Below are 15,868 nucleotides of genomic sequence, written 5' to 3'. Positions count from 1 at the left end.
TTTACGAAAGAGGTGGCGTGCTTGCGCTGCGCGCTTGCGCCGTCAGGAAGGGTCTAGTGCGTGGCGACGCGGAACTGGGCCGGATCTGGCGGGATCACGGCCTGCTCGGAACGTGGCGTGCCATCGGGCACCCAGTGGTAAGGCACAGGCTGGGCGCGGTAGACCCAGTTGCTGCGCACAGCTTTGCCGGCACCGGCCACGGGCGTCTGGGCAAAATACGGGCTGATGTATTCCCACACAATCTCGCCCTTGGGCGTGACCTGGAAAATGCGGCCATTCATGCCTTCGTCGATCAGCGTATTACCATTCGGCAGACGGCGCGCGCTGCTGATGAACGAACTGTAGAAACCCCAGTCCGGCAGATTGGAATCGCGGCCCGTGTATTCCCACACAATCTGTTTGCTGACGGGATCGATTTCCAGCACACGCGAACGCGGTTGCACACCCACGCTGACGCGCGGATACCCGGCTTCGCCCTGATTGTCGAACACCAGCAGATTGCCAGCGCCGGGCAGGCCCGGTGCGATCAGATGGGCGTCATGCTGACCGACGATCTGGTCAACTGGACGCGGCAACGCGGCCGGCACGCGCAACTGAGCCGGATAGTCTGGGCCTAGCAGCCACACTACTTTGCCGCTGTGCTTGTCGAGGATGGCGATGAAATTGGCCTCGCGCGCATCGATCATCAAGTTATCGGGATGGAAGCGCTGGTCGCCTGCGTCGTACCAGCGGTTAGGCCCCAGCACGGACAAATTGTTGATGTGCAGGAAGTCGAACGGCGCTGCCTTGCCGCGCGGCGAATGACCGCCCTGCACCAGCTTCAGCGCAGCAGCGCTGAAACCGAATTCCTTCCGGTGCTCGGAAGCCACCCACTGCCAGACGATCTGTCCTTGCGGCGTCACTTCGTAGATCACGTCGTCAAGCACTTGCGGCGCAGCGAAACCGGCCACCGGATGTACGAGGTTGGCCAGCACCAGCGTATTGCCGTTGGCCAGACGACGCCAGTCGTGGTGCTGCTTGGCGCTGCCACCGGGCACTTGCGCGGGCTTGCCTTCCACGGGCGCCGCATAGGCATCCTGTGCAGCACCGGCCGCGCCCCATTGCCACACCACCTTGCCGTGCCAGTCCAGTTCACCGATGGACTGGTTGCGCAAGCCGTTGCCTTCATTGCTGGTGCCGGCCGTACTGGCCAGTTGCACCAGCACATGACCGCGCTGACCGCCCGTCAGCGCCGGATCGAGCAGCACGGGCGGGAAACCTTCGGCATCCCAGCGCTGCACCTCATGGCCGTTCATATCGATCAGATGGGTCTTCTGGTCCTGACCGCTGAAGAGCACATACTGGTTATGGGCCAGCGCCGGATCGTAGCGCGTAACGCCGGTGGGATAGACGCTGGGCGAGGCACCGGCAGGAGCGGTTGCGGCCAGCAGAGATAGGGCAAGCAGACTAGAGCGTAGGGACATGACACACTTTCTTCTTGGAATAATCGTGTGTCTATATTACTAATCGACGTAGTAAATCCGAACTAATATAACCAAACATCGATATACAAAAAATGCCGCATACGCGGCATTTTTTGTTGGGTAGCACTGCGTGCTGAGTTACACAGCGTCGGCGCCTGTTTCACCGGTACGGATACGGATCACCTGCTCGACGTTCTGCACGAAGATTTTGCCGTCACCGATTTTGCCGGTACGGGCGGCCTTGATGATGGCATCGACTACCTGCTCGGCCACGCTATCGTCCACCACCACTTCGACTTTTACTTTCGGCAGGAAATCCACCACATACTCGGCACCGCGATACAGCTCGGTGTGGCCTTTCTGACGGCCGAAACCTTTTACTTCCGTCACAGTCAGGCCGGTGACATTGACTTCAGCCAGTGCTTCACGCACCTCGTCCAGTTTGAACGGCTTGATCACAGCGGTAATCTGTTTCATCACTACTCCTTCGTTATATCTATCGAGAATCTGGTGCCGGGCATGCCTCTAGCGCTTGCACATATTGTACCGCGCGCGCTGCGATCCCACTTGAACTTCGTTTAAATGCTCGCGTCCTGTACCGGAATGGCATGCAATTCTTCCATCCACACCACACTCTGGCTATCGCTGGGCGCACGCCAGTCGCCGCGCGGCGAGAGCGAACCGCCGCTGCCCACTTTCGGTGCATTCGGCACGCAACTACGCTTGAACTGGCTGGTACGGAAGAAGCGGTCAAGGAAGATCCCCAGATATTTCTTGATCGCCACCAGATCGTACTGGTTGCGCGTGACGTGGTCACCATCAGGCCAGCGGCCGCGCGTCTTGTCCTGCCATGCGTTCAGCGCAAGGAAGGCTACCTTGGATGGGCGGAAGCCGAAGCGCAGCACGTAATACAGGTGGAAGTCCTGCAGTTCGTAAGGGCCGATGGTACTTTCCGTGCGCTGCTCGGGCTGGCCATCTGCCGTGCCCGGCACCAGTTCCGGACTGATTTCGGTCGCCAGAATGTCCAGCAGCACTTGCGCATCGCTGCGCCCGATCACGCCCGATTCGGCCACCCAGCGCACCAGATGGGAGATCAGAGTTTTCGGCACACTGGCATTGACGTTGTAGTGCGACATATGGTCGCCCACGCCGTAAGTACACCAGCCCAGCGCCAGCTCGCTCAGATCGCCCGTACCGCAGACGATGGCATTATGGTGATTGGCCAGTCGGAACAGGTGGTTGGTACGTTCGCCCGCCTGCACGTTCTCGAACGTGATGTCGTATTGCGGCTGGCCGTTGATGAACGGATGCTCAAGATCCTGCAGCATCTGCTGGCAGCTCGGACGGATATCGATTTCCTTGGCGCTGCAGCCGACCAATTTCATCAGCGCGTGCGCCTGCTTGAGCGTGCGTTCGCTGGTGGCAAAACCGGGCATGGTGTAGGCCAGAATATTGGTGCGCGGCAGACCCAGTTTATCCATCGCGCGCGCGCACACCAGCAGCGCGTGGGTGGAATCGAGCCCGCCTGATACACCGATCACGATTTTTTTCAGCCCGCTGGACTTGAGCCGCTGCGCCAGCGCCTGCACCTGTATGTGGTAGACCTCGTTGCAGCGCTCGTCGCGGCGGCGGCCGTCCGCCGGCACATAGGGGAAGCGTTCGATCTGGCGCTGCAGTGGCAGCGTAGCACTCTGGTCGATCTCGAGCTGGAAGAACACGGTGCGGAATTTATTCACTTCCGCTGCATGGCGCTGCACCGACTGCGCATAGGTGTTCATGCGCATGCGCTCGCGCGACAGACGTTCCAGATCGATGTCGGCAAATGTCAGCGTGGCCGCATCGCTATAGCGCTGGGCTTCGGCCAGCAGCTCGCCGTTTTCGCAGATCACGCCCTGCCCATCCCATGCCAGATCGGTAGTCGATTCACCTTCACCGGCCGAGGTGTACAGATAGGCCGCGATGCAGCGCGCCGACTGCTGCGACACCAACTGGTTGCGGTAATTGGCCTTGCCCACCAGCGCATTCGACGCCGACAAGTTGACCAGCACGGTGGCGCCAGCCAGCGCCGCAAACGACGAAGGCGGAATCGGCACCCACACGTCTTCGCAGATCTCGACGTGGAATTTGAACAGCGGCAGATCGGCCACTTCGAACAGCAGGCCAGAGCCGAACTGCACGCGCTCGCCCAGCAGATCGATTTCCGTCGCCACCGCGTAATCGCCGCTGCTGAACTGGCGCGCTTCATAGAACTCGCCGTAGTTGGGCAGATAGCTCTTCGGTACCACGCCCTGTATCTGGCCACCGGCGATCACCACCGCGCAGTTGTATAGCTGATGCTCGACCCGCAGCGGCACGCCCACCACCAGCGCCATGCGCCATTCCTGCGATGCCAGCACAATCTGTTCGAGCGCATCGAGGCAGCCATCGAGCAGCGCGCGCTGGTGGAATAGATCGTCGCAGGTATAGCCGGCCAGGCCCAGTTCGGGGAAGGCCACCAGCGCTGCGCCCTGCTCGGCCGCCTGCGTGGCCAGTGCGATGGTCTGCGCCGCATTATGCGCCGGATCGGCGATACGGCTGACCGGCGCGGCAATCGCGACACGGGCAAAATCATGGGCATACAGATTGAGGAAATTGGTACTCATGGAAGTCTTTCGCGCACAGCGCCATCAGGCAAAAAGTCATTATCGCATGGGCCAGTAAGGCCGACAAAATCAGTGCAACGCCAACGCAAACCAGGCAGATAGGCTAGACTAAAGGCTGAGTATAGGCCGAGTATAAGCACGGAGAAGCGCGTGAGCGGAGCAAGCACCAAGGCAGACAGCCAGACTGCAGAATTTAGCCTGATCGATAGCCTGAGCGAGATCGCCCCCGATGCATGGCAGGCGCTGGCCGGCGACCAGCCCATGCTCAGCCACGCTTTCCTGCACGCGCTGCACGACAGCGGCTGCGCCAGCGAGGCCACCGGCTGGGCGCCGCGCTACCTGATCATGCGGCGCGCCGGCCAGCTGGTCGGCGCCATGCCGCTCTATCTGAAAAGCCATAGCCGTGGCGAGTATGTATTCGACCATGGCTGGGCGCAGGCCTTCGAACGCAATGGCCTGCCCTACTACCCCAAGCTGCTAGGCGCGATTCCATTCACGCCCGTCACCGGTCCGCGCCTGCTGGTGCGCGACCCGGCCGACCGGCCTTTGCTGGCACAGGCCGCGATTGCGCTGGCACGCCAGCTCGATACCTCCTCGCTGCACATCCTGTTTCCTTGCGAAGAAGACCGCGCGGCCCTGAGCGCGGCCGGCTTCATGCTGCGCGAGGGCGTGCAGTTCCATTGGGAGAATGCCGGCTATGCCGATTTCGAAGCCTTCCTCGCCAGCCTGAAAATGGACAAGCGCAAGAAGCTGCGGCAGGACCAGCGCCGCGTGGCGCAGGCCGGCATCCACTACCAGCATCTGCGCGGCCACGCCATCAGCGCCGACATGCTGGCCTTCTTCTACCGCTGTTATGTAGGCACCTACCGCGCCCATTACTCGCGCCCCTACTTGACGCTGGAGTTCTTCCAGCGCCTGCTGCGCGCCCAGCCGGACAGCCTGCTGCTGATTATCGCCCTGCGCGGCGAACAGCCGGTGGCCGCAGCGCTCAACCTGATCGGCGGCGACATCATGTACGGGCGTTACTGGGGCACCGAAGAATACCTGTCCGGCCTGCACTTCGAAACCTGCTATATGCAGAGCATCGCCTACTGCATCGCCCATGGCCTGTCCCGCTTCGAAGGCGGCGCACAGGGCGAGCACAAAATCTCGCGCGGCCTCGTGCCCACGCCTACATGGTCGGCCCACTGGATCGCCGATGCCCGCTTCGCCGATGCGATCGCCGATTTCCTCGCGCGCGAAACCGACGCCATTAACCACTATCTCGACGAACTGGGTGAGCACAGCCCTTACCGTACCTGAGCCGGAAATAAAAAAAGCCCCGATCAACTCGGGGCTTGCTGTATCAGAGCGCGTAAGGCATTACGCTTCTGGGTTTTCTGCCTTGTAAGCAGCAACGCCGCTCAGGATTTCAGCTTTGGCTTCATCGGCGCCGTACCAGCCGTCGATCTTCACCCATTTGCCTTTTTCCAGATCTTTGTAGTGCTCGAAGAAGTGCTGGATCTGACGCAGACGCAGTTCGTTCAGATCTTCCGGCTTCTGCCAGTGGCTGTAGATAGGCAGTACTTTGTCGACTGGCACGGCCAGTACTTTGGCATCTTCGCCCGACTCGTCGGTCATTTTCAGCACGCCGATAGGACGGCAGCGCACTACCACGCCAGGGATCAGCGGGAACGGGGTGATCACCAGCACGTCCACTGGGTCGCCGTCTTTCGACAGGGTGTTAGGCACGTAACCGTAGTTGCATGGGTAGTGCATTGCGGTGCCCATGAAGCGGTCGACGAAGATCGCGCCCGATTCTTTATCCACTTCGTATTTGATCGGATCGGCATTCATCGGGATTTCGATGATGACGTTGAAATCGTTCGGCAGATCGCGGCCGGATGGGACTTTATTCAAGCTCATGGGGGTTTCCTCGTGTGTACTGACAAATAGGGGATCGCGTCATTATAGCGAAACAGCGGCCGTTTGTGCGGCGCAGCACCGCATTTCCGGCCTCTGGTGACGGTAAAAACTACAGGATGGTGGCCAGCGCGCACTGGCGATAGTGGCTGGCCGCCTCCTCCGCCTGACCTAGCGCTTCATGCAACTGCGCCAGTTTCAGGTGCGATACGCGTACCATGCGGGCTTCCGTGGCGTCCGACAGGGCCTGCTCCAGATAGCGCTGGGCCTTGCCCCACAGCTTCTGCTTGAGGCACAAAGAACCCAGCGTCAGGGCCAGTTCGGCATCGGCCGGATGCTGCTTGACCCAGCCTTCGCAATGTTCGATCTGGGTCAGCAAGGCCGCCGAACCGGCTGGTGCAGCCGCGTCGCGGTAAGCCCGCACCACGCGGTCATCCCAGTCGGCCGCCAGCGATTCTTCCGCTACCAGCCGCGCTTCATCGTGCAGACCACGCGCGTTCAGCGCACTGGCCGCACGGCAGGCCACATAAGGCTTGATGCGGTCCGCACTCGGCACGGTGGACCAGACCCGCTGCAGCGATTCGGCATCGTGGCCGGCATCGGACAGCATATCGTCATAGGCCAGCTCGCGCAGACGGGCCGACAGGGCCGGATGCAGCGCATGGTGCTTGTCCAGCGAGCGCACCAGACGCAGCACTTCCGGCCAGTTCTTGGCCTGCTGCTGGGCTTTCAGCGACATCTGCAGCGCATGGATGTGGCGCGTGCCGCTGGCATTGAGTTCATGCACGGCTTCCAGTGCTTTTTCCGGCTGGTGGTCGTCCACCAGCAGTTCCGTCATCGTCATCAGACGGGCCGTTTTCATGCCGTTGTCGTCGGCTATTTTGGCCAGCCACTGGTCACGCCGTGCGGCCTGACGCATGCGGTGCGCCGCACGGGCGCCGATCAGGGCGGCCACGCCGGCGTTCTCCGCCAGTTCGCCGGCCCGCAGCGCAGCTTTTTCGGCATGGCCGAAGCGCCCTTCGAACAGGGCTTTGAGCGCTTCGCGCAGACCTTTGTTACCGTCACGCTCGCGCTTCTGCTGGCGATAGGCCGCCACTTTGGACGGCATTTTGACGGTGGCGCGGAAGGCGCGGATCAGCACATACAGCAGCGCGAACAGCGCCACTTCCAGCACCACGAAGAAGTTCAGCGACAGGTCGATGCGGTGCGGCGGGTAGAACAGCACCACATTGCCCGGATTGAAGCGGGCTGTCACGGCGATACCGATGGCCGCAGCCATCAGCAACACTATCCAGATAAATAAACGCATGACTAGGGTTTCGCTTTGTAGTTACGCACAGCGTTCAGGCTATCCGACAGCGTCGGCAGCTCGATGGTCAGGTTGTTACCCTGTACCTGACGCAGCATGGCTTGCACGGTCTGGGTCGATTTGGCGCGCACGTCGAAGTACTTGGTCAGCGCTTCCTGCGCCGCAATCAGGTCGGCGCGGAAGGCCGCTTCGTTCCGCGACAGCAGCGCCATACGGGCGTTCAGCAGACGCAGTTTCAGATTCTCGCGCAGGAAGTAGGCCTGGGTCGGCGACAGCATCAGCGCGTCCGGGGTTTCCACACTGCGCACGCGGATCAGCTGGCGCACATCGGTCCACATCTCGCTGCTCCAGCCCTGCCAGATCGCCTGGGCCGATTGCAGCCACGGGCTGGTCTCGCTGGCATCGGCCTTGCCCTTGCCATCCTTGCCGCCAGCCTTGGCGGCGACTTTTTTCTCGGGCGCTGCCGGCAGCGTCGGTTTTTCGTCGGCCAGCATAGGCAGCGTGTCGACTTGCGCGATCACGTTATCGAGACGCAGTGCCAGACCCACCGAGTCCACATTCGGCAGTGCCTTCAGGCGCTCGGTATCCTTGGCGATGGCGCGGCGGATGCTGATGAACTGCGGCTTGTCGGAGCGCGACAGGCTGCGGTCGGCATTCTGCAGCGCGATCAGCGCGCCCGGCACATTCCCGGCCAGTTGCAACTGCTGGCTGGCAGTCGACAGCACCTGCTCGATTTCCGTCAGTGCCCATTCATCGCGGTTCTTGGACAGATCCTGATACAACTGCTCCAGTGCCAGTTGCTGGCTCTGGGCTTCCTGCTGTTTGCTTTCCAGCAGACTGACTTTGGCCTGCAATTCCTTGCTGGTTTCCTGCACGGTGCGCACCAGCGCGCCCGTTTCGGCATTGCTGGCATCCCCCTTCTGCAGGCGGCGCGCCATTTCTTCGCGCAGATTGCGCACCTGATTGTGCGACGACCAGGTCTGGCCGGCCAGCAGGATGGCCAGCACCACGATACCGACCAGCAGCGTCTGCGGCTGCTGCACGGTTTCGAGCAGGCTAGGCTCAGGCTGCGGCGGCGCCGCGTTCGGGGTCTCGGCCGGTTTGGCAGCGGAGACGACGGGATCGGGGAGGATAGGCGTTTCGTTCATAGGCGTGATTGTAACGCGGCCAGCAGGCGTTCGTCGCCTGAACCTGTCAGCGTCAGTCGGGTAAAGCCCAAATTTTTTGCCGTCTCGGCAATTCGGGCATGCGGAATGATCAGATGTTGATGTTGCATTGATACAACAGCATTCTGCTGCATCGCATCAGGGTAGCGCAAGTCCAGTTCCGCCAGCAGCGCCATCAGGCCGCGCAGCGCTTCCGAGCTGGTAATGATCCAGTCGCACGGACGCGCCAGCAGCTGGCGCAGCAGCACGGCCAGCGCCGGTGTTAGCTGCGGCAGCTGACGGCGGTAGGCCGGCACCACGTCCACCACGGCACCGGCGGCGCGCAGGCCGTCGGCCATCAGTTCGCGTCCGCTTTCGCCGCGGATGATCAGCACGGGCTGGCCTTGCAGCGCAGCCAGATCGAGCGCCTGCAGCAGGTGTTCGGTATCGCTGGGCACGTCGGCCGCCGGACTGACGATGTCCACTTCATCGGGCCGGATGCCATGCCTGGCCAGCGCCGCGCGGCTGCCCTCGCCCAGTACGGCCAGCTTGACGCCGGCCGGCCAGTGATCGAGGTGGGCAAACGCGGCATCGATCGCATTGGGCGATACAAAAGCCACCAGCGCATAGCCGGGCGTGGGTGCGCACAGGCGCGCCAGCGCCGCCAGCAGAGCCGCCGGTTCCGGCAGGGGACTGATTTCCAGCAGCGGCAATTCCACCACGGGGCGGCCCAGCGCGGCGATGTGCGTGGCCAGCGGCTGCGTCTGCGCCGCCGGACGGGTAATCACCACGGTGTCGCCCGGCTTGGCGACTGTAGCGCTCATGGACGGATCAGGCGTCTGGCGCCGGTGCCGCCAGCGTGGCGGAACGGGCATCCGCTTCGGCCTGCGCCGCTTCGCTCAGGCAGGACGACAGGATATCCACGGCATCCTGCGCCTTCAGCAGCTCGGCCACCTGCAGGCCCAGCGCTTCGGCATCGGCCGCAGCGCCACTGACTTCGGCGCTGGCCATGCGCAGGCCATCGGGCGTAGCCACCATGGCGCGCAGGTGCATCTGACCGGCATCCACGGTGGCGAATGCGGCCAGCGGTACCTGACAGCTACCGCCGAACACTTTCGACACTTTGCGCTCGGCCGCTACCGCTTGCGCGGTCGGCAGATCGTTCAGTGGCGCCAGCAGCGCCTGCAGATCGAGGCCATCCTGACGTTCGGCGATTTCGATCGCCATCGCGCCCTGCCCTGCGGCCGGCAGGCTGGCTTCGGGTGGCAGCACGGCGCGGATGCGCTGGGCCAGACCCAGACGTTTCAGACCGGCGGCCGCCAGAATGATGGCCGCGTATTCGCCGCGATCGAGCTTGCCCAGACGGGTATCGAGGTTGCCGCGCAGCGGTTTGATCACCAGATGCGGGTAGCGCGCCGCGATCAGGGCCTGACGGCGCAGGCTGCTGGTGCCCAGTACGGCGCCGGCTGGCAAAGCGTCGAGCGAGTCGTAGTCGTTGGAGACGAAAGCGTCGCGCGGGTCTTCGCGTTCCAGCACGGCGGCCAGCGCAAAGCCTTGCGGCAGTTCCATCGGCACATCCTTGAGCGAATGGACGGCCAGATCGGCGCGGCCTTCGGCCATGGCGACCTCAAGTTCCTTCACAAACAGACCCTTGCCGCCCACTTTGGACAGCGTGCGATCCAAAATTTGATCGCCTCGGGTCGTCATTCCTAGAATTTTGACATCACACTGAGGATATAATTGCTGCAAGCGCACGCGAACGTGTTCGGCTTGCCACATGGCAAGACGGCTCTCGCGCGAGGCGATGACCAATTGGGACGGGGGAGTTGGGACCAATTCGGATGTTTTCAAAACCAGTTCTTTCGCTGTAGCTGACGCTAACCGGCGCAGGCCAGTTAATTCGCGCATGTTAAGGACCACAAATTCTAGCATGCTCACCTTCTTGCAGAACCGGGCCACAAGCCTTTGCACCGACATTTCACATCTTTGCGGCTTATCACATGGCAAAACAACTTAGTGCAAACGACGAATCACCACGCGTAGAAGTAAATCCAGACAAGGATGCTCCACTCAAAGAAGACATACGTTTATTAGGTCGCCTGCTGGGCGACGTACTGCGTGACCAGGAAGGCGAAGAAGTCTACGCCGTGGTCGAAACCATCCGCCAGACTGCGGTGCGCTTCCGCCGCGAGGCTGACGCCGGTGCCGCCAAGGAGCTGGACGGCATGCTCAAGATCCTGACCCGCGAACAGACGATTTCCGTGGTACGGGCGTTTTCCTATTTCTCCCATCTGGCCAATATTGCCGAAGACCAACATCACATCCGGCGCCGCCGCGCACACCTGCTGGCCGGTTCTGCGGCCCAGCAAGGTAGCGTTATCTTTGCGCTGGATAAGCTGAAAAAAGCCGGTGTCAAAGCGGACACCGTGGGCGAATTCTTCCAGCAGGCGCTGATTTCGCCCGTGCTGACGGCCCACCCGACGGAAGTCCAGCGCAAGTCGATTCTTGATGCGGAACACGACATCGCCCGCCTGCTGGCCGAGCGCGATCTGCCGCTGACGCCGAAGGAACAGGCGGCCAATCTGCACCTGCTGCGCGCCCGCATTGCCACGCTGTGGCAGACCCGCATGCTGCGCTACTCCAAACTGACCGTGGCCGACGAAATCGAAAATGCCCTGTCCTACTACCGCATTACCTTCCTGCGCGAGCTGCCCGGCCTGTACGACGACATCGAAGCCGATATCGCCAGCCATTACGGCGAGCGTCAGGCCGTCGATGCACCATATGTGCAGATGGGTAGCTGGATAGGCGGCGACCGTGACGGCAACCCGAATGTCAACGGCAGCACCATGGAGCACGCCCTGACCCGTCAGGCCACCACGATACTCGACTTCTATCTGGAAGAAGCCCACACGCTGGGGTCCGAACTGTCGGTGTCCACCCTGATGATCGGCTGCAGCCCCGAACTGCAGGCACTGGCCGACCGTTCGCCCGATACCTCCGACCACCGCGCCGATGAACCTTACCGCCGCGCCCTGATCGGTATCTATGCCCGTCTGGCCAGCACGGCGCGTGCACTGGGCGCTACCAACATCCTGCGCAAGGAAGTGGGTCACGCCGAGCCGTATGCCAACGCGGCCGAATTCGGTGCCGACCTGCAGCTGCTGATCGATTCGCTCAACGCCAACCACGGCGCTGTACTCGTGCAGCCGCGCCTGTCCACGCTGAAGCGTGCGGCCGACATCTTCGGCTTCCACCTCGCTTCGCTGGACATGCGCCAGTCGTCCGATATCCACGAGCGCGTGCTGGCCGAACTGATGGCCAAGGCCGGCGCACAGGCCGACTACTCGGCACTCGACGAAGATGCCAAAGTAGCGCTGCTGCTGAGCGAACTGGCCCAGCCACGCCTGCTGTATTCGCCCTACATCAGCTACTCGGCCGAGACCAATTCGGAACTGGGCGTGCTGCGTGCGGCGCGGGAAATCCGTGCCCGCTACGGTGCGCGCGCGATCCGCAACTACATCATCTCGCACACGGAAACCGTGTCCGACCTGCTGGAAGTGCTGCTGCTGCAAAAGGAAATGGGCCTGCTGCGCATCGCCGAACAGGAGCTCGACCTGATGGTGATCCCGCTGTTCGAAACCATCCCCGACCTGCAGCGCGCAGCCGGCATCATGGAAGCCGTGATGGCGATCCCGCTGGTCAAAGCACTGATCGCCAAGCAGGGCCAGATTCAGGAAGTCATGCTGGGCTATTCAGACTCCAACAAGGACGGCGGTTTCCTCACCTCCAACTGGGAGCTGTACAAGGCTGAAACCCATCTGGTCAAAGTGTTCGAACACGCTGGCGTCAAGCTGCGCCTGTTCCACGGCCGTGGCGGTACGGTAGGCCGCGGCGGCGGTCCGAGCTACGAAGCGATTCTGGCCCAGCCGCATGGCACCGTGAATGGCCAGATCCGTCTGACCGAACAGGGCGAGATCATTGCGTCCAAGTTCTCCAACAAGGACATCGGCCGGCGTAATCTGGAACTGCTGGTCGCAGCCACCTTGGAAGCGAGCCTGATGCCCGCCACCGAAGACGCCGCACAGGTACAGCAGCTGCGCCAGTTCGAAGCCATCATGGCCGAGATTTCCGACCGCGCCTACAAGGCCTACCGCAATCTCGTCTATGAAACCCCGGGCTTCACGGACTACTTCTTCTCGGCCACGCCTATCGCTGAAATCGCCGAATTGAATCTGGGCTCGCGCCCTGCTTCGCGCAAGTCGACCAAGCGTATCGAAGACCTGCGCGCAATTCCGTGGGGCTTCTCGTGGGGCCAGTGCCGTCTGCTGCTGCCGGGCTGGTACGGTTTCGGTAGCGCACTCGGCGCCTGGGTAGCCGATGGCGATCAGGCCGAGCGTCTGGGCCAGTTGCAAGCCATGTTCCGCCAGTGGCCGTTCTTCGCCACCCTGCTATCCAACATGGACATGGTGCTGGCCAAGACCGACCTCGCGATTGCCTCGCGCTATGCCGAACTGGTGCAGGACAAGGAACTGCGCGAGCGCATATTCAACCGCATCACGGAAGAACATGCGAACACGCTGACCATCCTGCAGAGCATCACGGGCGCGACCGAACGTCTGGCCGGCAATCCGCTGCTGGCCCGTTCGATCCAGAACCGCTTCGCCTACCTCGATCCGCTCAACCACTTGCAGGTAGAGCTGATCAAGCGCCACCGTGCGCTGTCGAGCGAGCCGGGCAAGGCCGATGCCCGCGTCCATCGCGGCATCCACCTGTCCATCAATGGTGTGGCGGCCGGCCTGCGCAACACCGGCTAAAGCCCTACCATCAGCCCCGGCCGCAAGGCTTCAGCTGATGGCGTAGAAGAAGCAACAAGCAAATCCCTAATGCCGTTCAGCTCAGCCTGAACGGCATTTTTTTATGCGTGTACATCTGCACGTGAATTATTGCTCCACCGCAAACTGTTCAGCCAGCAATATGCCGACAATGTCCTTCTGGTCTGGATATCAACGGTTAAAGGGATGGAGCAGATGACACGGTCGAACGCATCCATGCATGCACCACGGGTCCCGGAGCGTATGAATCGCGCGTGCAGCGCGGTTTCAAGCCTAAGTAGTGGTGCGTCCCGAGCTTGAACGATGAGCAATTCGGCACCGACTCCAGCGAACGCAAGCGTTGATTCGACCGCTGCGCTTGATCCGCGTGACGACCCTAATGCCATCATCGTCGGGCAGAAATCGGGCATCACCTTACTGAATGGCGGCAAACTCACGGCGCTCATGCGCCTGCCACTGCCGGGCGTAGTGATTTTCGTCCACGGTGTCAATTCCGAGGGCGAGTGGTACCAGGCAGCGGAACAAGGTCTCTGCAACGGGCTCAATGAACGGCTGAAACGCTGCGATGAACATATGGTTCATGCAACGCCGGAAGGCGGGCAGCTGACTCCGGCTAAATATATGCGCGAGCTTACGGACGACGGCTACATCAACCCCGATATGAAGTTTGATACGTTTATTGAGGCCACCGAGCACTGCACACCCGTGATCCACTTTCGCTGGGGCTACAAGGCCAATTCAGATGAGCTGCAGAAGTATGGCGACGGGATCTACCTTAACGAGAAAAATTACTGGGGTGGCGGCCCGTTCGCCAACGGTTGCACGGCATTGCCCGACCTGTGGGGCAACGGATTGTCGGAAAACCTGTTTCTTTGGATGCACATCCAACACTTAAACCCCGTCAACGATCGCAGCGTGTTCGCCTGCCCACCCAAGCCCTACTACGTGCTGGCGGCGCTGCGTCTGGCCAGGCTGATCGAATCCATCCGCAAGAAACAGGCCGATGTTCCGATCAGCCTAGTCTGTCACAGCCAGGGCAATATGATAGGGATGGCCGCAGCCTTTTTTGGCGATGCCCTCGCGCCGGCCCAGGACGCAGCAGGGGTGACCGGGCGCTGCGTAGCCGACACCTATGTGCTGTGCAATCCCCCGTACAGCCTGACGACGTCGAACTTCACCGAAGACTGGAGCCACAGCGAGATGAAGGACAAGCATGGGGGGCGGGGGCGACAAAGTGGCGCTGCACGCAGCGCCACCCTGCGTGCCTTTTTCGACATCATCCGCCAGCCGGCCTCCAGGCGCCAGAAGGCCGAGGACATCAACCGCGAACTGGAAAACGTCAACCATCCCTTCGATGCCGTCTCCGACTGTGCATCCTACGGCAACGCCTGTGCGCCCCACGGGCGCATCACCTTGTATTGCAATCCGCATGATCAGGTGATTTCATCGCTGGCCGTGCAAGGGATAGGATGGCGCGGCATGAGTAAAGAGGAGATCAGTGCCAGCGGCGGCGCAGGCATCTTCAGCCAGCGGGTGTTCGCGCATGGATACCAGATTGGCATTCAGGGCAATTATCACTACTGGAACAACCATTACAAGCAACCGCGCCCCGGCACGCCGGGATTCTGGGCGCCGGAATCACCGAAGGTCGAATACTGCGTATCGAAGGGGCTAGACGCGAGCCGCGGTAACGTACTGAGCACCATCTTGACGATGGCCATGGCCCCCATCGCCATCGTGGCTTTCAAGCTGAGCGGCATGCGCATCCATGCGCTGCCGGACGACAAGTGGAGCATCCCCCTGGATGCGCCTAATTTGCCCGAGCCATTCGTACCGGCCGCACTCCGTTTCGGTAAGCCGGATCTTGGTTTCGATCAGACTTACGAAGCTCCCGGCCAGTTGCGCGACCAGCAGCGTGCTCGAGACGCCAGCGATCCGTATGCGGGCGATCACGTGATCCCCCGGGAAGCAGGAAAGCGCGAACGCGAAGAGACGGACGCCGCTCTTGGCGACCGGGATACCGAGGCATCCATGCGCTACGAAGACCACGCCAGGTTGCGCATGCAGGCAAGGCGTGAAGGCATGGCCAAGAAGACGGACGAGCACGTGAAAGGCGAGGACGACGCCACCAAGGCCAGCGCTGAATACAAGGAATGGCAAAAAATGAAAATCAAAACCTACCTAGCCGACAACGTCAACGAGCATGCCACCGACCACTCGACCATCCTGACCAACCCCATGCACGCGCAGCGGGCGCTGGCTTACGACGTTGAGATTGGCCTCTGCCGTATCCGGGATAAAGACATGCGCAAGCTCAGAATCGCGGCTGATTGGCGTTTCTTGGATGGACTGGACAAAGAGGATCAACACAAGGAATTTGAAGAATATTTCCTATATGGATATTTCAAAAATGATTCAACGTTCAAATGGGCTAACGATACGGACAGCGAAGGTCGGATGCCAGACAAGATCGTCGACCAGCGGGAACACCCACCGCTTCAGCCTCGCTTGTTTGAGCGTCTGAATCGGGGAGGCCACCCATGAGCAAGCCTATATCACCCCGTCTCCGTCG

At 61.5% G+C, this 15,868-nt stretch carries 11 protein-coding genes; 3 read left to right on the top strand and 8 right to left on the bottom strand.

The features are described 5' to 3' along the window. Positions 1-53 precede the first annotated feature (53 nt). From GM655_RS05475 to GM655_RS05465, 3 genes are all read right to left on the bottom strand, one after another. The gene (locus tag GM655_RS05475) at positions 54-1,463 is read right to left on the bottom strand and encodes an aryl-sulfate sulfotransferase (protein ID WP_155433561.1); all 1,410 of its coding nucleotides are present in this window, start codon (positions 1,461-1,463) and stop codon (positions 54-56) included. 138 nt (positions 1,464-1,601) lie between these two features. After that, entirely contained in the window at positions 1,602-1,940 is a 339-nt protein-coding gene (locus tag GM655_RS05470) for a P-II family nitrogen regulator (protein ID WP_050408554.1), read from the bottom strand. 101 nt (positions 1,941-2,041) lie between these two features. Next, complete coding sequence (locus GM655_RS05465) at positions 2,042-4,105, bottom strand: NAD(+) synthase (protein ID WP_155433560.1); 2,064 nt, start codon at positions 4,103-4,105, stop codon at positions 2,042-2,044. A gap of 150 nt (positions 4,106-4,255) precedes the next feature. Between GM655_RS05465 and GM655_RS05460 the strand changes: the two genes are divergently transcribed. Then, on the top strand, positions 4,256-5,407 hold the full coding sequence (locus GM655_RS05460; RefSeq protein ID WP_371866709.1) for a GNAT family N-acetyltransferase: 1,152 nt from the start codon (positions 4,256-4,258) through the stop codon (positions 5,405-5,407). A 60-nt stretch (positions 5,408-5,467) separates the two neighbouring features. On the opposite strand, the gene ppa is transcribed toward GM655_RS05460, so the two are convergent. From ppa to hemC, 5 genes are all read right to left on the bottom strand, one after another. Continuing rightward, the gene (gene ppa, locus GM655_RS05455; protein WP_155433559.1) at positions 5,468-6,010 is read right to left on the bottom strand and encodes an inorganic diphosphatase; all 543 of its coding nucleotides are present in this window, start codon (positions 6,008-6,010) and stop codon (positions 5,468-5,470) included. A 109-nt stretch (positions 6,011-6,119) separates the two neighbouring features. After that, the gene (locus tag GM655_RS05450) at positions 6,120-7,316 is read right to left on the bottom strand and encodes a heme biosynthesis protein HemY (protein WP_155433558.1); all 1,197 of its coding nucleotides are present in this window, start codon (positions 7,314-7,316) and stop codon (positions 6,120-6,122) included. Between the two features lie 2 nt (positions 7,317-7,318). Then, the gene (locus tag GM655_RS05445; protein WP_155433557.1) at positions 7,319-8,464 is read right to left on the bottom strand and encodes a uroporphyrinogen-III C-methyltransferase; all 1,146 of its coding nucleotides are present in this window, start codon (positions 8,462-8,464) and stop codon (positions 7,319-7,321) included. Next, the gene (locus GM655_RS05440; protein WP_155433556.1) at positions 8,461-9,285 is read right to left on the bottom strand and encodes a uroporphyrinogen-III synthase; all 825 of its coding nucleotides are present in this window, start codon (positions 9,283-9,285) and stop codon (positions 8,461-8,463) included. The genes GM655_RS05445 and GM655_RS05440 overlap by 4 nt, the downstream gene beginning before the upstream one ends. Before the next feature lie 7 nt (positions 9,286-9,292). Continuing rightward, entirely contained in the window at positions 9,293-10,312 is a 1,020-nt protein-coding gene (gene hemC / locus GM655_RS05435; protein ID WP_371866708.1) for a hydroxymethylbilane synthase, read from the bottom strand. A gap of 149 nt (positions 10,313-10,461) precedes the next feature. On the opposite strand from hemC, the gene ppc reads away from it, so the two are divergent. Then, the gene (gene ppc, locus GM655_RS05430; RefSeq protein WP_155433554.1) at positions 10,462-13,278 is read left to right on the top strand and encodes a phosphoenolpyruvate carboxylase; all 2,817 of its coding nucleotides are present in this window, start codon (positions 10,462-10,464) and stop codon (positions 13,276-13,278) included. Between the two features lie 321 nt (positions 13,279-13,599). Continuing rightward, positions 13,600-15,840 (top strand): T6SS effector phospholipase Tle3 domain-containing protein, encoded by a 2,241-nt coding sequence (locus GM655_RS05425; RefSeq protein ID WP_155433553.1) that lies wholly within the window; start codon positions 13,600-13,602, stop codon positions 15,838-15,840. Positions 15,841-15,868: the final 28 nt, after the last annotated feature.

The sequence above is a fragment of the Pseudoduganella danionis genome (genome assembly GCF_009720775.1).
Classification (GTDB): Bacteria; Pseudomonadota; Gammaproteobacteria; order Burkholderiales; family Burkholderiaceae_D; genus Rugamonas; species Rugamonas danionis.
Note: the sequence above shows the minus strand (reverse complement) of the source record. Positions and strands in the feature narration are given on the sequence as shown.